Annotated in this window: 23 protein-coding genes; 19 read left to right on the forward strand and 4 right to left on the reverse strand. The window is 62.1% G+C overall.

Going from position 1 to position 21,422, the window contains the following annotated elements; all coding sequences use genetic code 11:
* Window positions 1–9: 9 nt before the first annotated feature.
* From rplO to JKL45_RS12960, 11 genes are all read left to right on the forward strand, one after another.
* A complete protein-coding gene (gene rplO / locus JKL45_RS12910) occupies window positions 10–483 on the forward strand; it encodes a 50S ribosomal protein L15 (RefSeq protein ID WP_201861521.1) in 474 nt (157 codons plus the stop codon).
* A gap of 106 nt (window positions 484–589) precedes the next feature.
* Window positions 590–1,927 (forward strand): preprotein translocase subunit SecY, encoded by a 1,338-nt coding sequence (secY, locus tag JKL45_RS12915; protein WP_201861522.1) that lies wholly within the window; start codon window positions 590–592, stop codon window positions 1,925–1,927.
* 54 nt (window positions 1,928–1,981) lie between these two features.
* A complete protein-coding gene (locus tag JKL45_RS12920; RefSeq protein ID WP_201861523.1) occupies window positions 1,982–2,563 on the forward strand; it encodes an adenylate kinase in 582 nt (193 codons plus the stop codon).
* A 200-nt stretch (window positions 2,564–2,763) separates the two neighbouring features.
* Window positions 2,764–3,132, forward strand: a complete 369-nt coding sequence (gene rpsM / locus JKL45_RS12925; protein WP_201861524.1) for a 30S ribosomal protein S13 — start codon at window positions 2,764–2,766, stop codon at window positions 3,130–3,132.
* Between the two features lie 80 nt (window positions 3,133–3,212).
* A complete protein-coding gene (rpsK, locus tag JKL45_RS12930; protein ID WP_009764323.1) occupies window positions 3,213–3,602 on the forward strand; it encodes a 30S ribosomal protein S11 in 390 nt (129 codons plus the stop codon).
* Between the two features lie 87 nt (window positions 3,603–3,689).
* Window positions 3,690–4,712 (forward strand): DNA-directed RNA polymerase subunit alpha, encoded by a 1,023-nt coding sequence (locus JKL45_RS12935; protein WP_376771030.1) that lies wholly within the window; start codon window positions 3,690–3,692, stop codon window positions 4,710–4,712.
* 124 nt (window positions 4,713–4,836) lie between these two features.
* A complete protein-coding gene (gene rplQ / locus JKL45_RS12940; RefSeq protein ID WP_201861525.1) occupies window positions 4,837–5,259 on the forward strand; it encodes a 50S ribosomal protein L17 in 423 nt (140 codons plus the stop codon).
* 145 nt (window positions 5,260–5,404) lie between these two features.
* Entirely contained in the window at window positions 5,405–6,811 is a 1,407-nt protein-coding gene (locus JKL45_RS12945; protein WP_201861559.1) for a Do family serine endopeptidase, read from the forward strand.
* A gap of 176 nt (window positions 6,812–6,987) precedes the next feature.
* On the forward strand, window positions 6,988–8,310 hold the full coding sequence (locus JKL45_RS12950) for a replication-associated recombination protein A (protein WP_201861526.1): 1,323 nt from the start codon (window positions 6,988–6,990) through the stop codon (window positions 8,308–8,310).
* A gap of 6 nt (window positions 8,311–8,316) precedes the next feature.
* Window positions 8,317–8,703, forward strand: a complete 387-nt coding sequence (gene crcB, locus JKL45_RS12955) for a fluoride efflux transporter CrcB (RefSeq protein ID WP_201861527.1) — start codon at window positions 8,317–8,319, stop codon at window positions 8,701–8,703.
* A gap of 42 nt (window positions 8,704–8,745) precedes the next feature.
* Complete coding sequence (locus JKL45_RS12960) at window positions 8,746–10,008, forward strand: RluA family pseudouridine synthase (RefSeq protein WP_201861528.1); 1,263 nt, start codon at window positions 8,746–8,748, stop codon at window positions 10,006–10,008.
* A 23-nt stretch (window positions 10,009–10,031) separates the two neighbouring features.
* Here JKL45_RS12960 and JKL45_RS12965 read toward each other — a convergent pair whose 3' ends face one another.
* Window positions 10,032–10,571, reverse strand: coding sequence for a hypothetical protein (locus JKL45_RS12965; protein ID WP_246498518.1), 540 nt, complete (start codon window positions 10,569–10,571; stop codon window positions 10,032–10,034).
* Between the two features lie 250 nt (window positions 10,572–10,821).
* On the opposite strand from JKL45_RS12965, the gene JKL45_RS12970 reads away from it, so the two are divergent.
* Both JKL45_RS12970 and JKL45_RS12975 read left to right on the forward strand, forming a co-directional pair.
* Window positions 10,822–11,283 (forward strand): hypothetical protein, encoded by a 462-nt coding sequence (locus JKL45_RS12970; RefSeq protein ID WP_201861530.1) that lies wholly within the window; start codon window positions 10,822–10,824, stop codon window positions 11,281–11,283.
* A gap of 125 nt (window positions 11,284–11,408) precedes the next feature.
* Window positions 11,409–12,014 carry a GNAT family N-acetyltransferase gene (locus JKL45_RS12975; protein WP_201861531.1) on the forward strand — a complete coding sequence of 202 codons (606 nt, stop codon included), beginning with the start codon at window positions 11,409–11,411 and terminating at the stop codon, window positions 12,012–12,014.
* Here JKL45_RS12975 and JKL45_RS12980 read toward each other — a convergent pair.
* The gene (locus JKL45_RS12980) at window positions 12,007–12,474 is read right to left on the reverse strand and encodes a 5' nucleotidase, NT5C type (protein ID WP_201861532.1); all 468 of its coding nucleotides are present in this window, start codon (window positions 12,472–12,474) and stop codon (window positions 12,007–12,009) included. The genes JKL45_RS12975 and JKL45_RS12980 overlap by 8 nt on opposite strands.
* 150 nt (window positions 12,475–12,624) lie before the next feature.
* On the opposite strand from JKL45_RS12980, the gene JKL45_RS12985 reads away from it, so the two are divergent.
* Both JKL45_RS12985 and ftsH read left to right on the forward strand, forming a co-directional pair.
* Entirely contained in the window at window positions 12,625–12,900 is a 276-nt protein-coding gene (locus tag JKL45_RS12985) for a GNAT family N-acetyltransferase (RefSeq protein ID WP_201861533.1), read from the forward strand.
* A 111-nt stretch (window positions 12,901–13,011) separates the two neighbouring features.
* A complete protein-coding gene (gene ftsH / locus JKL45_RS12990; protein WP_312896955.1) occupies window positions 13,012–14,784 on the forward strand; it encodes an ATP-dependent zinc metalloprotease FtsH in 1,773 nt (590 codons plus the stop codon).
* Window positions 14,785–14,866: 82 nt separating this feature from the next.
* Here ftsH and JKL45_RS12995 read toward each other — a convergent pair whose 3' ends face one another.
* Both JKL45_RS12995 and JKL45_RS13000 read right to left on the reverse strand, forming a co-directional pair.
* Window positions 14,867–15,721, reverse strand: a complete 855-nt coding sequence (locus tag JKL45_RS12995; protein WP_201861535.1) for an alpha/beta fold hydrolase — start codon at window positions 15,719–15,721, stop codon at window positions 14,867–14,869.
* Window positions 15,722–15,844: 123 nt separating this feature from the next.
* Window positions 15,845–16,903: a LacI family DNA-binding transcriptional regulator gene (locus tag JKL45_RS13000; RefSeq protein ID WP_201861536.1), complete on the reverse strand. Its 1,059-nt coding sequence runs from the start codon at window positions 16,901–16,903 to the stop codon at window positions 15,845–15,847.
* Window positions 16,904–17,161: 258 nt separating this feature from the next.
* On the opposite strand from JKL45_RS13000, the gene JKL45_RS13005 reads away from it, so the two are divergent.
* From JKL45_RS13005 to JKL45_RS13020, 4 genes are all read left to right on the forward strand, one after another.
* Window positions 17,162–18,235, forward strand: coding sequence for an ABC transporter ATP-binding protein (locus JKL45_RS13005; protein WP_201861537.1), 1,074 nt, complete (start codon window positions 17,162–17,164; stop codon window positions 18,233–18,235).
* A gap of 65 nt (window positions 18,236–18,300) precedes the next feature.
* Window positions 18,301–19,560 carry an ABC transporter substrate-binding protein gene (locus tag JKL45_RS13010; RefSeq protein WP_201861538.1) on the forward strand — a complete coding sequence of 420 codons (1,260 nt, stop codon included), beginning with the start codon at window positions 18,301–18,303 and terminating at the stop codon, window positions 19,558–19,560.
* Between the two features lie 66 nt (window positions 19,561–19,626).
* Complete coding sequence (locus tag JKL45_RS13015) at window positions 19,627–20,565, forward strand: carbohydrate ABC transporter permease (protein WP_201861539.1); 939 nt, start codon at window positions 19,627–19,629, stop codon at window positions 20,563–20,565.
* Between the two features lie 5 nt (window positions 20,566–20,570).
* Window positions 20,571–21,422, forward strand: coding sequence for a carbohydrate ABC transporter permease (locus JKL45_RS13020; protein WP_201861540.1), 852 nt, complete (start codon window positions 20,571–20,573; stop codon window positions 21,420–21,422).

Genomic DNA, 21,422 nt, shown 5'->3' on the forward strand with positions numbered 1-21,422 from the left:
GAGAGCGTCATGAAACTCAACGAAATTCGTGACAACGAAGGTTCTACCAAGAACCGCATGCGTGTCGGCCGTGGCATCGGCTCCGGCAAGGGCAAGACCGGCGGTCGTGGCGTCAAGGGACAAACGTCCCGTTCAGGCGTGGCGATCAAGGGCTTCGAAGGCGGTCAGATGCCTCTGCACCGTCGTCTGCCGAAGCGCGGCTTCAACAAGCCGAACGCAATCGACCTCAACGAGGTCAATGTCGGCCGCATCCAGCAGGCCATCGAGGCCGGCAAGCTCGACAAGGGCGCTGCCGTCACGGTTGAGTCGCTGGTTGCAGCCGGTGTGGTCTCCAAGCCGCGCGACGGCGTGAAGATCCTCGGCGTCGGGGAGCTCAAGACGAAGCTTTCCTTCCAGGTTGCAGGCGCGTCCAAGTCGGCCGTCGAAGCGATCGAAAAGGCCGGTGGCTCTGTCACCCTGCTGGGTGGCGTTGCGCAGGCGTGAGCCAGCGCCCACATTGACTAAGATCCAAGCGGCGGCCCGCGTTAAGATCGCGTGGCCGCCGTTTGCGTGATAACCGTCACGGTTCTAGTATTTCGGGGACACCACTATGGCCTCAGCAGCCGAGCAACTTGCGGCAAACATCAATTTCGGCGCCATCGCCAAGGCCGATGAGCTGAAGAAGCGCATCTGGTTCACCCTGGGCGCCCTCATCGTCTATCGTCTCGGCACCTACATCCCGCTGCCCGGTATCAACCCGGAAGCCCTGGCACAGAGCTTCCAGAATGCCAGCGGCGGCGTTCTCGGCCTCTTCAACATGTTCTCGGGCGGCGCCGTAGAGCGCATGGCGATCTTTGCCCTGAACATCATGCCGTATATCTCGGCCTCGATCATCGTTCAGCTTCTCACCTCCGTTCTGCCCTCGCTCGAGGCGCTCAAGAAGGAAGGGGAGGCGGGCCGCAAGATTCTCAACCAGTACACCCGCTATCTCACGGTAATGCTCGCGGTGTTCCAGTCATGGGGCATTGCAGTGGGCCTGCAGAGCTCCGGCACCATCGTAGACGCGCCTGGTCCGTTCTTCCTGATCTCGACAGTGATCACCCTCACCGGCGGCACCATGTTCCTCATGTGGCTCGGCGAGCAGATCACGTCGCGTGGCATCGGCAATGGCACCTCGCTGATCATCTTCGCTGGAATCGTGGCGAACCTGCCATCAGCCATCGCCGGCACGCTCGAACTCGGCCGTCAGGGCGCGATCTCGACCGGTTTGATCATCGGCGTGATCGTCATGGCCGTTGCCATCATCTACTTCGTGGTGTTCATGGAGCGCGCTCAGCGGCGTCTCCTCATCAACTACCCGAAGCGCCAGGTCGGAAACCGGATGTATGAGGGACAGACCTCGTTCCTGCCGCTCAAGCTGAACACCTCGGGCGTGATCCCGCCAATCTTCGCCTCTTCGCTGCTTCTGCTGCCCGCGACCATCGCCAGCTTCCAGACCAACGCGGATGGAACAGGGTTCATTTCCACGCTGACCGCTTATCTCAGTCACGGGCGTCCCGCCTATATGTTCCTTTACGCGGCGCTGATCGTGTTCTTCGCCTTCTTCTACACGGCCATCGTCTTCAATCCGACGGAGACGGCAGACAACCTGAAGAAGCAGGGCGGCTTCATCCCGGGAATTCGTCCCGGTGAGCGCACGGCGGACTTCATCGACCAGGTTCTCACCCGCATCACGGTGCTCGGCGCAATTTACCTGGTGATCATCTGCCTGATTCCCGAACTGCTGGTGTCTTATGCAGCTTTGCCGTTCTACTTTGGCGGCACTTCGCTTCTGATCGTCGTGTCTGTTACCATGGACACGGTTGCTCAGGTGCATGGTCATCTGCTCGCGCACCAATATGAGGGCCTCGTCAAGAAGGCGAAGCTCAAGGGATCGCGTAGGCGCTAACAATGGACACCTCGCCCGAAGGCGAGCATTCTCGACGAAGTCAGGGGGGCGTCGATGAGGATCATCCTGCTGGGGCCGCCGGGGGCCGGTAAAGGCACTCAGGCTGTGCGTCTGGTGGAGCGGCTGGGGATCCCCCAGCTGTCTACCGGCGACATGCTCCGCGCAGCCGTGGCTGCCGGTACACCGGTCGGCCTCAAGGCTAAGGCCGTGATGGACCGGGGCGATCTGGTGTCGGACGACATTGTCGTCGGCATCATAGCGGACCGTATTGAGGAGCATGACGCCAAAGCCGGCTTCATCCTCGACGGCTTTCCGCGGACTGTCGCTCAGGCTGAAGCCTTCGACCGGATGCTGGCCGATAAGGGCTTGAAGCTCGATTCTGTCATCGAGTTCAAGGTCAACGAAGCCGATCTGGTCGAGCGGATCGTCAGGCGGGCCAAGGACACCGAGGCCCGTGGCGAGCCTGTCCGCAAGGACGACAACCCTGAGGTCTTCAAGACCCGGCTTGAGGCGTATAGAAATCAGACGGCCCCGCTTTCGGCCTATTACGAGCGCACGGGCATGCTGAAGACCGTCGATGGCATGAAGCCCATCGACGACGTGACCCTGGAGATCAAGGAAATCCTCGGTCGCTGAGGGGTAGGGGCTTGACGGACGGGTTAATTTCCGTTAGGGGCAAGCTCTTGCACAAGAACCTGCATATCCAGAGGGTCTCTATGGAGGGGCCCTTCTGGTTTGTTGTGTTTTTCGCATAAGGAACCCGCGCAAGGGCCGGCCTCCACCGGACGCGCGATAATCATAACCCGAAGCTTTTGCTTCCCACATGGAGACGGACGATGGCCCGTATTGCAGGCGTCAACATCCCGACTGCCAAGCGCGTTGTAATCGCGCTTCAGTATATTCACGGCATTGGGGCCAAGAAGGCCCAGGAGATCATCGAGAAGGTCAACATCCCGGCCGAGCGTCGCGTGAACCAGCTGACCGACGCCGAGGTTCTGGCCATCCGCGAGACCATCGACCGCGACTACGTCGTCGAGGGCGACCTGCGCCGCGAAGTGTCTATGAACATCAAGCGCCTGATGGATCTCGCTGCTTATCGTGGCCTGCGCCACCGCCGCAGCTTGCCCGTTCGTGGTCAGCGCACCCATACGAATGCCCGCACTCGCAAGGGCAAGTCGAAGCCGATCGCCGGCAAGAAGAAGTAATTTCCCGAGCGGCCACCCCTGGCGGGTGGCCCTTTCTCCCGAGCGCCTGGCATGACGGGCGCGCTTGAAGGATCTTTGGAATGGCTAAAGAAGCTACCCGCGTCCGCCGCCGCGAACGCAAGAACATCGTTTCCGGCGTGGCGCATGTGAACGCCTCGTTCAACAACACCATGATTACCATCACGGACGCCCAGGGCAACACGATATCGTGGTCCTCGGCCGGCGCGATGGGTTTCAAGGGTTCGCGTAAGTCGACCCCTTATGCGGCTCAGATCGCTGCTGAAGATGCTGCCCGCAAGGCTGCCGAGCACGGCATGCGCACCCTCGAGGTCGAGGTGTCCGGCCCCGGCTCCGGTCGTGAGTCCGCCCTGCGCGCCCTGCAGTCGGCCGGCTTCACCGTCACTTCGATCCGTGATGTGACGCCGATCCCGCACAATGGCTGCCGCCCGCGCAAGCGTCGCCGCGTCTAAGGTTATCCTGCGCGTGGGGCACCCCCACGCGCGTTCCGGTTTCAAGGGCTGGCCTAGGCCTTCCCTTCAAGCCGTACCTCGAGAGGTGTGGTTGTGATCCAAAAGAACTGGCAAGAGCTGATTAAGCCGAACAAGCTCGAAGTCTCCCCAGGCGACGATCCGAAGCGTATTGCGACGGTTGTTGCGGAGCCGCTCGAGCGTGGCTTCGGCACGACGCTCGGCAACTCCCTGCGTCGCGTCCTGCTGTCGTCCCTCCAGGGCGCCGCCGTCACGGCCGTCCATATCGACGGCGTGCTGCACGAGTTCTCGTCCATCCCGGGCGTCCGCGAGGACGTGACGGATATCGTCCTCAATGTGAAGACGATCGCCATCAAGATGCAGAGCGAAGGCGCCAAGCGCATGACGCTCCGCAAGACCGGCCCTGGCGCCGTGACTGCTGGCGACATCAACACGGTCGGCGATGTGCAGATCCTGAACCCCGAGCTCGTGCTCTGCACCCTCGATGAGGGCGCCGAGATCCGCATGGAGTTCACGGTCGATACCGGCAAGGGCTATGTTCCCGCAGAGCGCAACCGCACCGAGGACGCCCCGATCGGCCTCATCCCGGTCGACTCGCTCTACAGCCCGGTGAAGAAGGTCTCCTATCGTATCGAGAACACCCGTGAGGGCCAGATCCTCGACTACGACAAGCTGATCATGACGGTCGAGACCAACGGCGCCGTGACGCCTGAGGATGCCGTGGCCTATGCCGCCCGCATCCTTCAGGACCAACTCCAGGTCTTCGTCAACTTCGAAGAGCCCCGCAAGGAAGAAGCTGCCGCCGCTGCGCCGCAGCTGCCGTTCAACCCGGCGCTCCTCAAGAAGGTGGACGAGCTCGAGCTGTCGGTCCGTTCGGCGAACTGCCTGAAGAACGACAACATCGTCTATATCGGCGACCTGATCCAGAAGTCGGAAGCGGAAATGCTCCGTACTCCGAACTTCGGCCGCAAGTCGCTCAACGAGATCAAGGAAGTTCTGGCCGGCATGGGCCTGCACCTCGGCATGGACGTGCCGGGCTGGCCGCCGGAGAACATCGAAGATCTCGCGAAGCGCTTCGAAGAGCACTACTAAGAATTCCGAAGCCGCCTGTCATTCTTGACGGGCGGCTTCGATCAAGCCCCGCCGGAAACCGGCGGATCAAAAGAGAGACGGTCCGTCCCTTGGCACGGCGGCCGGAAGATTCAGGAGAAAGCCAATGCGTCACGGATTCCGTGGTCGTCGCTTCAACCGCACGACCGAACACCGCAAGGCCATGTTCGCCAATATGGCGGCTGCGCTGATCAAGCACGAGCAGATTGTCACGACGCTCCCGAAGGCCAAGGACCTGCGTCCGGTCGTCGAGAAGCTGATCACGCTCGGCAAGCGCGGTGACATGCACGCCCGCCGCCTCGCCATGTCGAAGCTGCGCGATGAAGCCATGGTCAAGAAGCTTTTCGACGTTCTGGGCAAGCGCTATGGTGACCGCAATGGCGGCTACACGCGCGTCCTGAAGGCGGGCTTCCGCTACGGCGACAACGCCCCGCTGGCCGTGATCGAGTTCGTGGATCGCGACGTTGATGCGCGCGGCCAGGATTCGGGCCCGACCATGAAGGATGAGATCATCGAGGCCGCCGAGTAATTCTCGGTACAAGCGATCTAATCAAGGGCGGCTTTCGAGCCGCCCTTTTTGTTTGCCTGCTCGGCTTCCCATATTTCCGGTGGAGCTTGGACTTTCGTGCCCCGGGCTCTATCGAAGGGATATGTCGACCGAGGGATTCGAGACCATGCGCTTTATGCCATTTCGCCTGTCCATTGCCATCGTGGCCTTTGCTCTAGGGATTGCCGGGGTGCAGGCCCAAACGCAGCGGGTCGTTCCAGAAAGCAAGGCCCAGGTCCAGCTCTCCTTTGCACCCGTCGTGCGGCAGACGGCAGGGGCGGTCGTCAACGTCTACGCTAAGCGGAACGATCGCCGGCAGAATGCCGCCATCGAGGATTATTTCCGCCGTTTCTTCGGCGATAACGCGCCGGGCGTTCCGCGCGGCCGGTCGCAGAGCTCCCTCGGCTCGGGCGTCATCGTCGATCCCTCCGGCCTCGTGATCACGAACAACCATGTGATCGAGAACATGACCGAGGTGAAGGTGGCGCTGGCCGACCGGCGGGAGTTCGAGGCCGATATCCTGCTGCGCGATTCCCGCACAGATATTGCCGTCCTCAAGCTGAAGGACGCCAGCAATCTCCAGGCCGTCGAGCTCGGCGACTCGGAGGCCCTTCAGGTCGGCGACATCGTGCTGGCTATAGGCAATCCATTCGGTGTCGGCCAGACAGTGACCCAGGGCATCGTCTCAGCCCTGGCACGCACCCAAGTCGGCATCTCCGACTACCAGTTCTTCATCCAGACGGATGCCGCCATCAACCCGGGCAATTCGGGCGGTGCCCTCATCGATATGAACGGTCGGGTGGTGGGCATCAATACGGCAATCTATTCCCGCTCGGGCGGCAGCATCGGCATCGGGTTCGCCGTGCCATCCAGCATGGTCCGGGTGGTGCTCAACTCAGCCAAGGGCGGCGCGAAGAACGTGGTGCGGCCTTGGCTCGGAGCCCGCCTCCAGCCCGTCGACGGCGACATCGCCAGCGGGTTGGGATTGGAACGCCCGACAGGCGTCTTGGTGACTGCCGTTTATGACAAGGGACCGGCAGCCGAGGCGGGCCTCAAGCGTGGCGACGCCATCCTGGAAGTTGACGGGCAGCCGGTCGATAACCCGGATTCCTTCGGCTACCGCTTCACCCTCAAGGGAACGGACGGGCAGGCGCCGCTGACCGTTTTGCGGGGCGGAAAGCGGAGCATGATGCAGGTCAGGCTGATGCCGCCGCCCGAGAACCCGCCGCGGGATCCGGTGCGCAGCCGTGGGCGGACCCCGTTTGCCGGCGCGACCCTCGTCAACATGTCCCCGGCGGTGGCCGACGAACTGCAGATCGATGTCGCCGACGATGGAGTCGTCGTGGCCGAACTGGAGGAGCGCAGTGTCGCTGCCAGCGTCGGGTTCGAGAAGGGTGACCAGATCGTCGCCATCAACGGAGAGCGTGTTGCGAACACCCGGGATGCGGATCGGCTGATCAACCGCAACGGCGGCTACTGGGAAATCACCGTCAGCCGTGGCGGGCGGACCTTCACGACGGTGCTTGGCCGTTAGCGCATCGTGCGGAAAAGTGGACCCAGTTTTCCGGTCCACACGATGCGCTCATTAAAAAGTGGAGCATCGGGTTGATCCCAAAAGTGCAAATCCACTTTTGGGTCCGATGCTCTAAGCGCGACGGCGGCGTCAGGATCGGCTATTGATGACGGAACACATTTGAGTCCCTGTTCATCATGAGCGATCTGTTTTCCTCCGCCGGCCTCGACCAGAACGCGCCACGCCCCTTGGCAGACAGGATGCGGCCGATAAAGCTCTCTGAGGTGGTCGGCCAAGATCATCTCGTGGGGCAGGACGGCATCCTCACCCGGCTTATCGCTTCGAAGTCCCTCGGCTCCCTGATCTTCTGGGGACCTCCCGGGACCGGCAAGACCACGGTCGCCCGGCTGATGGCCCATGAGACGGATCTGCATTTCGACCAGATCTCGGCGATTTTCTCCGGCGTGGCGGATCTCAAGAAGGTCTTCGAAGCTGCCCGGCATCGCAGGTCAATGGGTACGGGCACGCTGCTCTTCGTGGACGAGATCCACCGCTTCAACCGGGCTCAGCTCGATGCCTTCCTGCCGGTCATGGAAGACGGCACGATTACCCTGGTTGGCGCGACTACGGAAAACCCGTCCTTCGAGTTGAACGCCGCGCTTCTCTCCCGCGCTCGGGTGCTGCTGTTCAAGTCGCTCGACGAGGATGCGATCCAGAAGATCTTAGCTCGTGCCGAGGAGATCAGCGGCAAGAGCCTGCCGCTCGACGGGGAGGCGAGGGCATCTCTCGTCCGTATGGCGGATGGCGACGGGCGCGCCGTGCTGACGCTGGCCGAGGAAGTCTGGCGCTCGGCCAAGCCCGACGAGATTTTTGACGCAGAGCAGTTGCAGGAAATCATCCAGCGCCGCGCCCCCATCTACGACAAGGGGCAGGAGGGGCACTACAACCTCATCTCAGCCCTGCACAAGACCATCCGTGGGTCCGATCCGGACGCGGCGCTCTACTACCTGTCCCGCATGCTGGACGCCGGCGAGGACCGGCTCTTCATCGCCCGCCGGCTGGTGAGGGCGGCGGTGGAGGACATCGGTATGGCCGATCCGCAGGCTCTGGTCATCGCCAACGCGGCCAAGGATGCCTTCGACTTCCTTGGCTCGCCGGAGGGGGAGTTGGCGTTGGCCCAGGCTGCGGTCTACCTCGCCACCGCGCCGAAATCGAATGCTCTCTACACGGCTTATAAGGGTGCGACGCGGGTCGCGAAGGAGCACGGCTCCCTCATGCCGCCGAAGACGATCCTGAACGCCCCGACCAAACTCATGAAGCAGATCGGCTACGGCGAGAGCTACGCCTACGACCACGACGAGCCGGATGCCTTCTCGGGTCAGGATTACTGGCCGGACAAGCTCGGGCGACAGTCCTTCTATGAGCCGGTCGACCGTGGCTTCGAGCGCGAGATCCGCAAGCGGCTGGATTGGTGGGAGAGGCTGCGCCGCACACGGCGCGGCGAGGGTAGTGAGGACTAGAAGACCGTGAAAGCCTACTTCCTCGTTTTCCTCGGTGCGGGCATCGGCGGAGCCCTGCGTCATGGGGTAAATGTCGGCTGCGCCCGCCTGTGCGGAACCGCCTTTCCGTGGGGAACGCTGACGGTGAACGTCGTCGGCTCCATCATCATGGGAGTTTTTGCCGGATGGCTCGCCTTTAAGGCAGGTGAGGGCTGGAGCCAGCCCCTTCGGCTTTTCCTGACCACTGGTATCCTTGGCGGCTTCACCACCTTCTCGGCCTTTTCCCTTGACGCAGTATTAATCTGGGAGAGGGGACACATGGGCCTCGCTGCGGCTTATGTGTCCGCCTCGGTTATTTTTTCCATCGCAGGCCTGCTCGCCGGTCTGGCACTGATCCGGACGATCACGGCCTAAACCCCGATTGCCGCCCGCGCGGCGCTCTGGTACCCACGGATCATGAGAAAAAGCGGTTCAGGACAGAATGGTGCCCGTGGCGGGCGGAAGGAATCTCGGCAGGGCTTTCGCTCGCGCGAGGACAGGCCTGCGCGCAAGTCGGCCCCGGCGAAGCCGCGCAGCGTGAAGTCGGCTGCGGCCAAGACGCGGGCGCCCTCGGCTGTGCGCGAGAAGCCAGCTGCGCCACGGTCAGAGGCAAAGCCCGCGATTGCGGAGGCTCCGCGCGGGCCGACCCGGGCTCAGGCCAGGGCGGAAGCCCAGGAAGTTTTGGCGACCGGGGTGCAGACCCTCGTGGTCGAGCCCGACGAAGCTGACATGCGCGTCGACCGCTTCCTGGTCGCGCGCTTCCCGCAGCTTGCCTTCACGCATATCCAACGCATCGTCCGCAAAGGCGAGTTGCGCATCGACGGTAAGCGGGCGCAGCCCAACGAGCGGCTTGTGGCCGGCCAGAAGGTTCGGGTGCCGCCCTTGAAGCTCGACCAGCAGCGCCCGGTCTCCCGCAGCCCGGCCAAGGATCAGGACGAGCGCGACTTCCTGAAGTCGATCACCCTCTATGAGGACAAAGACGTCCTCATCATCAACAAGCCGATGGGTCTTGCCGTCCAGGGCGGCTCAGGCACCAAGCGGCATGTGGACGGGATGCTCGATTCTCTGACCGGCGAGGATGGGCAGAAGCCGCGTCTCGTGCACCGCCTCGATAAGGACACGGCCGGCTGCCTCGTCATCGCCAAGACGCGTTTTGCCGCGTCCACCATGGCGAAATCCTTCCGCGCCCGTACGACGCGCAAGATCTATTGGGCGTTAGTTGCCGGCGTACCGCGCGTCCGGCAGGGCAGGGTCTCCACCTATCTCGCCAAGGAAGGCGAGGAGGGCGATGCGCGCATGAAAGTGGCCCAGCACGGTGACGAAGGCGCAAGCCACGCGCTGACCTATTACGCCGTGATCGATACTGCAGCGCAGAAGCTCGCATGGCTGTCCCTGAAGCCGGTCACCGGGCGCACGCACCAGTTGCGCGCGCATGCGGCGCATATCGGCCATCCCATCGTGGGCGATCCGAAGTATTTCGACATCGAAAACTGGGAATTGCCCGGCGGCATTCAGAACAAGCTGCATCTCTTGGCGCGTCGCATCGTCATCGCCCATCCGCGGACGGGCAAGCCGATTGACGTGACGGCGCCGCTGCCGCCGCACATGCAGCAGAGCTTCAACCTGCTCGGCCTGGATACGAGCCAGTACGATCCGATCGTCGAGGCGCCCGAAGACTAGGGCGTCACCTCGTTAATCCGTACTTATGGCGCTGCGTTTACGGAAGTCTCCTCCCGCGCCGCTCTCCGGAACAGCCAGGCCGAGAGGAGCCATAGCGCAGAGAAGAAGCCGGTCAGGACGATGATCACCCGCGGCCAGTTCGCCCCTGTGGAGCCCAGCCCGGCCACCAGGGCTATCACCCCGACGAATGCCTGAGCGAGCGCCGTCGCGGCCAGTGCGCGCGCCATGCCGTGAGGCCGGAATCGCGCGATGAGGCCGCCGAGGATCGCCACGGCAAGCACGCCGCCATACATCAGGTTGGCCGGGTTATCCTCAGACCCGATGATGCCGACGGCAAGGTTCATCCAGATGAGGATGAAGGCTGCCACGACGGCAACGCCGAAGGCCGCTCGGTAGGCGGCGTTCCCTGTCATCCTCGTCGCTAACTCATAGGCACCGCAGGCGCCGAGCAGCATGGCGCCGAACACGAGGAAATCGGTCCCGTCCCAATTCACTTCATCGGTGAACTGCATCGCGACCATGGGCATCAGCAGGAGGAGCGCCGCAACGATCCAGGGCAACATCCTCCCCAAATGCCTGAGCTGTCCGCTGCCGGCTCCCGCGCTTCCTGCCATGTCCTGCTTCCGTACCAGCTGAGGCTTTCAACCTAGCTCAAGGCTTTCGGATTTCCCACCCTGTCGCACTTTCGCCGCGCGGCAGGCGCAGCATCGGGTTATCTCACTCAGCCATCCGGTTGTCTGAGCATTGAGCATCGACGGATCCCAAAGGTGCAAATCCACTTCTGGGTTCGATGCTCCGGCAAGGAGGAGATCGATGGAACACAAGCATCTTGATCAGCTCCGTAGCGTAGCTGACGTTCAGCCAAGACCCTTGTCCCGCGAGGAACGGCTTCAGCGTTGGATAGACCTGCTCGAAAGGGATCCGAAGCGCTCCCTGAACTCCCTCGGTGAGATCGAGTACAAGCCCCCGGCCGAGCGAGCCTTGATCCGCGAGGACAATTCCCCACTCACGGTCGCTTACGAGGATCCGATCCTGCGCGCCGACGGTCTTGCAGGCGACAGGCTCGGCGACGCCATGCGCTATTTCGCGCTCTCAGACGGTCAGGCTCATTATGCCCTCTGCTCGTGCCTCAGCGGGCGCACGATGGACGCCTCGACCTGCGCGCAGCGATTGCGGAACGCGACCGGCAATGTTGCGTGGGAATCGGCCGTGGGTGCCTGGGCGCTGGTGGCTCTCGCGGTGAGCCTGCCCGGTATCGTTTACCTGCTGGGCTGACGCGGATCGCGTCGGGGGCCGATTATTGCATCAGGAGACCGATCGTCTCCTGATGGTGCCTTGGCCGTTGCAGGCTTGCTCTGAATCGGAGACAAAGCTGCAGATCGGATAAAGGCACTCTCACCATGCTGCATATCGAGCCCGTGACCCTCTCGACGGATCGTCTGACCCTCCGCCCGTTAAGCCTCCTCGACGTTCCGGCTTTGGGAGAGGCGGCCAGCGACGGAGAGCTCTGGGAGAAGAAGACCACGACCGTGCCGCGTCCGGAAGGATTTGAGGCCTATGTGCAGAAGGCCTTGGAACTGCAGGAGGCTGGCCTTGCGCTCCCCTTCACAACGGTCGTGAATGACGGCAATCGGGTCATCGGCTCGACCCGATACATGAACATCGATGCGGCCAACAAGCGGGTCGAGATCGGAACCACTTGGATTGCGAAATCCTGGCAGCGGACCTTCGTCAACACCCATGCGAAATTCCTCATGCTGCGGCATGCCTTCGAGGTGCTGGGCTGCAACGCGGTTGAGCTGCGAACCCATCGTCTCAATGACCAGTCACGTGCTGCCATCGAGCGCCTTGGAGCCAAGCTCGATGGAATCCTACGCCAGCATATGATCATGCCCGATGGCCATATCCGCGACACCGCGGTCTACAGCATCGTCCGGGATGAGTGGCCCGGGGTGAAGGTCGGGCTCGAGGGGAAGATGGCCTTGGAAGAGCCGCAGCTCAGATGAGGCCGTGCTCGCGCAACTGCTGGATCGAGGCAGCTGCGCTCCTGTGATGGATGAAGACGCCGCCGGCACCCTCCCAGAGATGGCGGTACTTGTCCCGATCATCGACCAATGCGTCACCGGGGCGGCAATGCTCGCGCTTCAGAGCGGCTGTCGTCGTGATCACCTCGGTGGCCGGGAAGTGCCGCTTAGCCCAGCGCCGCTTCTGCGGCTCCGCCCAGTTGCCGCGGGGCAGACCTGTCAGGATTACGGGGTTAAGGTGTCTCACGGCCTCGAACAGCTCCCTGGCGTCGGGCAAGGGTTCCAGGCTGTTGAAGAAGTCCTCTGCTGAGGCAAGTTCCGACCAGAAGCGCTTGAGGCCGAATCTCTGTTCGTACTTCGCTGGGGGCATGCCGAAGATTCGGGCGGCACCCTTGTCGAAATCTGCCAGGACGCCATCGCAATCCAGAAACACGGTCGGCATCCTGGCTGGTTCTCCCTTCTATCGGTTATGCCGAAACAGACCGCAATCCGGATTGTTCCTGCCTGCGGCCAGCTCAAGCTTGGCTGCTTGCGGAACGCCGCTTGGCGCATCACGTTGGACTTTGACAGTGTTGATCAGGTGAGTTGAGGCATGAGCAGCGACATTCGGGACAATGTGGACCGCCATCGGTTCGAGCTGGAGCGCAATGGGCAGATTGCATTCGCGACCTATGAGCGGCGTGGGTCCGATCTCGTGATCCGGCATGTGGAGGCCGCCATTCCCCTGCGAGGGACCGGGGCTGCCAGCGAGCTCATGCGAGGTGTTGCGGAAATCGCTCGCTCCGAAGGGCGGAAGATCACGCCGCTCTGCGGCTACGCCTTCACCTGGATCCGACGCCATAAGGAGTACAGCGACCTCCTGAACTGACCGGCCCCCTCCATTCATTGGGTGTGCCCATTCGCCGTACTGCGAACTGCGTCAAAATACACTACACAGCGGCTACTCCAAAAAACAAACTGCGCTATGGGGGCGCCGCCGGTGACCAACGTTCTCGAAAAAGCCAGACAGCTTCTGTCCAAAAAAGGCGTGGCTGTTTCAGCCGCCATCCTTGCCCTGATGATCGCGGTCGCGGTTTTCCTTGCTCCCCGCTTCCTGGCTCAGCCGGTTGCCGAGATCACCTATTCGGAGTTCGTGCGGGAACTGGCCCAGAAAAAGGTTCAGAAGGTTCTGATCGAGAGCGGCGGCCTGTCCGTCTCCCTGGCCGACAGGAACGTTTTCGTGCGCATGCCGAACGGGCTCGTGAGCGCGGACTATATCGAGCGCATCACCGTCTCCGGCGCCGAGGTGGACTTCAAGAAGCCCGGCTTCGACCCTGCCCACATGGCAAGCATAATTGTGCCAATCGTGCTGGTTCTGGCCGTGCTCGCCATGCTGGCCATTCAGACCGATTTCAAGCCGACCTCCCGCTGGCCCAAGGTGGTTCGCAGCATCCCGAACCGGTTTGATGACGTGGCTGGGCAGGAAGAGGCCAAGGCTGAACTGCAGGAGGTGATCGCCTTCCTGAAGAACGCAGATGACTTCACCAAGGTCGGGGCCCGAATCCCCCGCGGCCTGCTGATGGTGGGGCCTCCGGGCACCGGCAAGACCCTAATCGCCAAGGCGCTGGCTGGGGAGGCGGGCGTTTCCTTCATGGCGGTGTCAGGAAGCGACTTCTCAGCACCGCTGATCGGAATTGCCAAGGGTCGGGTGTCCAAGCTCTTCGAGCAGGCACGCAAGAAGGCACCCTGCCTGATCTTCATCGACGAAATCGATGCCATCGGTCGCAAGCGTGGGGGCGGGGGATCGGCGGCAGACCGCGAGTTCGAGTCCACCCTGAATCAGCTTCTCGTGGAGATGGACGGCTTCAACACCACGGCCGGCGTGATCGTTATCGGTGCCACGAACCGCGTTGACGTGCTCGACGCAGCGCTGCTGCGCCCCGGCCGCTTCGACCGCCAGGTTCATATCGGTTTGCCCGACATCACCGGCCGCGAGGCAATCCTCAATGTCCATGCCCGCAACATCAAGCTGTCCCACGGGGCGAGCCTTGCCTCCATCGCCAAGGGCACGCCCGGCTTCTCGGGTGCCGATCTCGGCAACCTCTTGAATGAGGCTGCCATCTTCGCTGCGCGTGAGGGTGTCGCCGAGGTGACCCGCGAGCATCTGGAAGCCGCCCGCAACAAGATCATCATGGGGCTCGAGCGCCGCTCCCTCGTGATTACGGATGAGGAACGCCGGCTCGTGGCAGTGCACGAGGCGGGTCACGCTCTCTGCGCTACCCTGCTCCCAGCCTCCGACCAGGTGCACAGCGCCACGATCATTCCCCATGGCCAAGCTCTTGGCCTCGTCATGCGCTTGCCGGAGCATGACCGGTTCTGCATCCCGGTGGAGAAGCTCGAGGCGGATCTTATCGTCGCCATGGGCGGCCGCGCGGCCGAGGAGGTCGTGTTCGGGCCGAAGAAAGTGACGACGGGAGCAGCCAGCGATATTGCGCATGCCACCAACATCGTGACCCGAATGGTGACCGAGTGGGGGATGAGCCCGGCCATCGGCATGGTGCGCGTCACCCGTGCGGGCGATAACCTTCCGCGGGAGGTCGAGCAGGAAATCCGGCGCATCATCGACGAAATGTACGAGGCTGCCAAAGCCTGCATCGAGGACAACCGCGATGCACTTGATGCCTTGACCGAAGCATTGCTGGAGCATGAGACGATCGAGGGCGACGAGGTTCGTCGTATCGTTCATATGCAGCAGGCGAGACTGGCGGCCTGAACCGGCCGTCTTTTCGGGGGCAAAGCTGACCGTTGGTCACCTCCGTGCGTGAGGGCGTGGGCGATGACGTTGCCGGGCACAGCTATCGGGCGCGCAACTCTCCGTCACCCCAGCTATCGCGGGTGACCGGCAGATCGAGTTGCTCTTCGAGAAGCGAAACATAGAGATCTGGTCGCGCTACATAGGGGAAGTGTCCGCCCCATTCGAAACGATAGGCCACCGACGGCTCCAGACGGGTTCTTACGGCATCGCGCATCAGTGATGGAATGAGAGGATCGTCGACACTCTCGATCGTCGCGATGCTTTCCAGCAGTAGGTTGAGGGGCGGCAACTCCGGCCCGCGCTTGAGCGCATTGAGTCGTGCACGCAGTTCCGGCTCCGGGATCCGCCCGCCGACCTCGGCCATGAGAAGATCGACCAGTTCCGCCTGCTCCGGGTGAGCGTCCCGCCAGACGCCGAGGCCACGACCGAACCCGGCGCGGAGCTCCTCGATCGGCGCATTGTCGAGATCGGAAGAGTAGGGTGGCCGGGCCGCAATTCCCGCAACCGAGTGCAGCGTGTTGGCGGCTATGAGCCTCTCGGCAAGGTGCGGATACGCCGCAGCGAAATACTGCGCCAGATATCCTCCAAGGGAGGAGCCGAGGACCGTAACACGGTCATGGCCAATTCTGCTGCAAAGCTCTGCCAGATCATCTGCCCATTCGACGATGCCGCCGCTCTTGGGATAAGTGACGGCGACTATGCGGGCGCGGTCCTTTAGGGCCTCGATCTGCTGCCAGAAGATGTCGCCGCGTCCCAGCGTTCCTGGAATGAGCAGTAGCGCCGGGCCGGTATCGCCCGCCTGGACGTATCCCCATTCGCGGCCGTTGATCAGGATTCTCTGCTCAGGGTGGCGAGCCGTGAAATGATCTCGGGCTGCAATCAGGTGATTGGTCATGAGAGCGGCTCCTCTAATTTCAAGTCGAGCACAGGCTGCCGCAGATAAAGCCTGAACACCAGAGGTGGAGTGCGGCCATCCTTTGTGAGATGTCTTTCAGGCGAGCAGAGGCTTCAGACCTGCTTAGGTGCTCCGCCGCTCGATCAGAACATGACCCGTGTCGATAATGCGTGAGGCGCCTGCAGGGTGCTCACCGTGAATGCCTGCAAGAATTAGGCGCGCGACTTCTTTCCCGATCAGGTCCCCCGAAGGGCGGATTGTCGTAAGAGAGGGAATGCACGAGGTGCTGAAATCGAGATCTCCAAAGCCGACTACGGCAATTCTGTCAGGCACGGCAATTCCCTGGCGCTGGCATTCGAACAGGGCACCTAGGGCAATCAGGTCGTTGGAGCAGGCGATACCATCGAGGCTCGGAACCTGTTGGAGGGCGCGGCCCAACAGCAGCGATCCAGCCTCGACTGTAGCTGCCCCTGGATGATTGATGATCTCGCAGGTTGTCCGCTCAGCAGCAAGTTTTGCCTCTTCGGCAAAACCGCTCGCGCGCTTGGCTGCACGATGATCCTCCTGCATACGGGCACCGAGAAATGCGATGGAACGGCGTCCTTTGGACAGGAGATGGCGGGCCGCGGATGCGCCGACCTGCGGGTGCGAGAACCCCACGGCCATATCGACCGGCTTCCCGCCGATTTCCCACATCTCAACCACAGGGACACCGCTCGCCTGCAGAAGCTTGCGTGTCTCTGGGCTGTGGGATAGGCCTGTCAGAACCACGGCTGCCGGAGCCCAGGCGAGGGCAGTTCGCACCAGAGCCTCCTCCTGATCCTCTCCATATTCGCTATGGCCGAGGATCACCTGCAGGCCTTCCAGCGCCAGTTCCGACTGGAGCGTGGACACCGTCTCGGCAAAGAAGGCGTTTCGGATCGAGGGTACGATGACGCTGACGACCTTTGAGGAAGCCGCCGCAAGTCCCCCGGCCACCAGATTGGGAACGTAGCCCAGGGTCGAAATTGCGCGGGCGATCTCTTGGCCGGCCGCAGGGGAAACAGCGGAGGGTTTGCGCAGGTAGAGCGACACGGTGGAAGGCGAGACCTGAGCGAGCTTGGCGACGTCTATCATCGTCACGCGCTGCATCTTGCGCCGCTTGCGGGGGACGCGGTTCTGCAAGCTGCTCCCAGTATCCATCAATCTTCTCTTTCGTAGCGCTGCGACGGGCTAGCCTCCGTCAATATAGTGATTGAGAGACTATAATCAAAGGAAATGTACCGTAATAGAGCGCAATAACCGCTTTTCGTGGGGTTCGGCCTCCCTCTGAAAGCCGCTTGCGCGATGTCCATCGTAGCGCTATGATGGGTATATTGAGCCGAGAACCTGAGATTCGTCACAGGGCATATGTGCAGGTGTGCCGGGATTGAGTGCGCCGCAAAGCAACAGGGAGGGAGCATGTCATCTGTCAGCTTCCGCAAGCTTGAGAAGAATTACGGTGCGCTGCGGATCGTAAAGGGCATCGACCTGGAAATTGCCGATCGCGAGTTCGTGGTGCTGGTGGGCCCATCTGGATGTGGCAAGTCGACGACTCTGCGCATGCTTGCTGGACTTGAAAGCATCAGCGGTGGCGAGATCCGCATCGGCGAGAACGTGGTGAATAAGCTTCCGCCTCGCGAGCGCGACATCGCCATGGTGTTCCAGGATTACGCGCTTTACCCGCACAAGACCGTTTATGAGAACATGGCCTTCAGCCTGAAGGTGCGCGGGATTCCATCGGCCGAGATCAAGCCGCGTATCACTCAGGCGGCCGAGATGCTCGGCATCACGCAGCTTCTCGACCGCAAGCCCTCTCAACTCTCCGGCGGCCAACGCCAGCGCGTTGCCATGGGGCGTGCCATTGTTCGCCGTCCCCAGGTGTTCCTGTTCGACGAGCCGCTCTCCAATCTGGATGCCAAGCTGCGCGGTCAGGTCCGCACGGAGATCAAGCGTCTCCATCAGGCCATCGGCACCACTATCATCTACGTGACGCACGATCAGGTGGAGGCGATGACGCTCGCCGACCGCATCGTGATCCTCAAAGGCGGCGAGATCGAGCAGGTCGGCACCCCGGATGAAGTTTACAACTCACCAGCCAGCGTCTTCGTTGGCGGCTTCATCGGCTCGCCTGCAATGAATTTCGCCAAGGGTACGATCCGCAGCGGGCAGGTGATATTCGACGGTGGAGCCGGCATTCCGCTTCAGAGCCGCTCGGCCGGTAAGGCCGATGGCCTTGAAGGGCGTGAGGTCGTAGTTGGCATACGCCCGGAACATTTCGGACCGGCTAGCGAGGGCCACGCCCTTTCAGGTCGGGTGCAGGTCGTCGAGCCGCTAGGCTCCGACACGCTTATCCACTTCGCCCTCGGCTCGTCCACGCTCACTGCGCGCGTCGCGCCCGAGATGCGGCCTAGCCCTGGCGAGAACCTCTCCATCGGTGTGGATCCTTCGCGGATCCACTTGTTCGATGCGGTGACGGAACGGGCCATCGCCTGAAAAGGCGCAGGTCAACAAAAGGTGCTGGCAGGAACCGGCATCATCAAACTTCCACGGAGGAAACGATGACTTTGAACAAGACCATGACATTGCTTCTAGCGGGTGCAGCCGTGACTCTGTCTGCCTCTGTGGCAACGGCGCAGACCAACCTGCGGGTTTTCGTGTCTAGCCAGCACCGCCCCGACGTATGGCGCAAGGCCTTCGACATGTACGAAGCCAAGAACGCGAACGTGAAGGTAACGATTGAAACCGGCGGCAACACCTCCGAGCAGCAGTCCCAGTACCTCAATACGGTCATGACGGCGAAAGACTCCTCACTCGACATCATGATCCTCGACGTGATCCGTCCGGCGCAATATGCAGCTGCCGGCTGGACCGTGCCCTTCAATGATGTGCTCGGCAGCGATGCTGCCAATTCCATGAAGCGCTACCTGCCGGCTTATGCCGAGGCCAACACGGTCGATGGCAAAGTTGTGGCGCTGCCTGCTTTCGCCGATGCCATGTTCCTCTACTATCGTAAGGACCTACTCGAGAAACACGGCATCCAGCCGCCGCAGACCTGGGACGAGCTTGCGGTCGCAGCCAAGAAGGTCACTGAGGCCGAGAAGGATGCAAATCTGCAGGGATTATCATTCCAGGGCAAGGCGATCGAGGGCGCGGTCTGCACCTTCCTTCTTCCGTACTGGAGCATGGGCAAGCAACTCGTTTCCGATGGCAAGCTCTCCTTCGACAAAGACGCTGCCGTGAAGTCGCTGAAACTGTGGAAAGACTTCGTCGATCAGGGCGTCGCCAAGAAGAACATCGCGGAAGTCGCAACAGACGATACTCGTAAGGAGTTCCAGGCCGGCAACGTGCTCTTTGCCGTGAATTGGTCCTATGCCTGGGGGCAGTTCCAGGGCGCCGAGTCCGCCGTGAAGGACAAGGTCGGCGTTGTGAAGTTGCCGGCAGTTCAGGGCGGCCAGCCGGCCTCCTGTCTGGGCGGCTGGGAGTGGGGCGTGTCAGCCTATTCCAACAACAAGACTGAGGCGCAGAAGTTCGTTCAGTATCTGTCGAGCCCGGACGTTTCGGAGTTCATGGCGATCAACGCAGCGCTGCTGCCGCAATTCCCTGAGGTCTACACGGATGCAGACGTGACCAAGGCCGTGCCGTGGTTCGCGAATGCCAAGCCTGTTGTCGAGACAGCGAAGGCGCGCCCCGTGACGCCGCGCTACAACGAGGTGAGCGAGATCATCCGCACAACCGTCAACGGCGTTCTGGCAGGCCAATCGACCCCTGAGGAAGGTGCTGCGCAGATGGAAGGTCGTCTGCGCCGCGTACTCCGCTAAGACCCATCTGACGGACGCCTTCGGGCGTCCGTCACCCCGACTTTGCAACCGGGCAGGATGATCACAATGGCAACGGCCAGCGAAACGACCCTGGTGAACACGCACAACGAGAGCGGCACCAAATGGTGGACGCGGTTCCTCGATCCGAGCGAGCGCACTTTGGCCGTGCTGCTGCTGATGCCGGCAGCGCTCCTGCTGACGCTCATCATCGTCTACCCGGTTTGTCGCCTGATCTGGACGAGCTTCCAGAACCTGTCTCTAACCTCCGGCGTGCCGGCAGCCTTCGCCGGACTTGAGAATTACAGTCTCATGCTGGAGGATCCGGTGTTCTGGGAGACGACCTGGAACACTATTCTCATTACGCTCATCACCGTTCCGGGCGCGCTGTTCGTCGGCCTTGCACTCGCCCTGATGGCAAACCTTCCGTTCAACGTGAAATGGCCGGTTCGCCTGTCGCTTCTGATCCCCTGGGCTCTGCCGCTCTCCTTCGCAGGTCTGATCTTCGCGTGGTTCTTCCATTCCGAATACGGCGTGGTGAACGACGTGCTGCGCCGCATCGGCATCGAGGGGGTAATCTGGTTCAACTCCGCCAACTGGGCCTTCGCTGCGATCTGCCTCACGATCATCTGGAAAACCTCGTCCTTCATGGCGCTCATCATCCTTGCCGGTCTCCAGACCATTCCGCGCTCCCTCTACGAGGCGGCGGACGTTGACGGGGCAGGGCGCCTCAGGCAGTTCTTCGAGATCACGCTGCCGTTGCTAAAGCCCGCCATTGTCGTGGCCCTGATCTTCCGCACCATCACGGCGCTTCAGACTTTCGATATCCCGTTCACGATGACACGCGGCGGCCCAGGCACCTCTACCGCGACGCTTGCCATGTACATCCACCAGAACACAGTCGACTTCCTCGATCTCGGCTACGGCTCGGCGCTCGCGGTCGTCATGTTCGTCCTCTCTATGGGCGTGACGGCGGTTTACCTGCGCATGATCCGGGCCAAGGGGTAATAGCCATGAGCCACGATACGAACGCCAACCGCTCGCTATTCTCCGGCAAGCCGCTGCGCATCCTGATCGGCTTCATCCTGGTTGTGAACGGCATGTTCCCGGCGCTGTGGATCCTGTTCACGTCACTCAAGACGGAAGCAGAGCTCACCGTGAAGCCGATCACCTGGCTGCCGCATGCGCCGACCATCGCTAACTACCTGCGCGCCTTCACGGACCAACCCCTGCTGCTGTTCCTGTTCAACAGCTTCATGGTGGCGATCCTCTCCACTGCGTTGACTCTCTTCATATCCGTGCTCGCCGCCTATGCGCTGGCGCGGCTTCAGTTGCGTGGGCGGGATCTTATCTTGTCGGCTATCATCGCGGTGTCGACATTCCCCCTCGTTACGCTGCTGGTGCCGCTCTTCGAGATCATGCGGGCTCTTGGCCTGCTCAACACCTGGGTGGCCCTGATCCTGCCCTATACGGTGCTGAGCCTGCCGGTCTGCACCCTGATCCTGGTGTCCTTCTTCGAGGGCATTCCGCGCGATCTTGAGAATTCCGCGATGATCGATGGCTGCACCCGCATAGGCGCATTGTTCAAAGTCGTGGTGCCGCTCTCCGCGCCAGGCGTGTTCACAGCGGGCATCCTGGCTTTCGTGAACGCCTGGGACGAGTTCCTGCTCGCGTTGTCTTTCAACTCCAACCCAGCCCTGCGCACGCTCCCGGTCGGCATCACGCTCTATCAGGGCGAGTTCGCATTCCCCTGGCCAGTAATCTCCGCGGCCCTGGTCGTCGGCATCGTGCCGGTCGCTGTCCTGATCGTGATCTTCCAGGAGCGCGTCGTGTCCGGCCTGACCTCCGGCGGCATCAAGGGATAA

This window comes from Microvirga soli, from assembly GCF_016734765.1.
Lineage (GTDB): Bacteria > Pseudomonadota > Alphaproteobacteria > Rhizobiales > Beijerinckiaceae > Microvirga > Microvirga soli.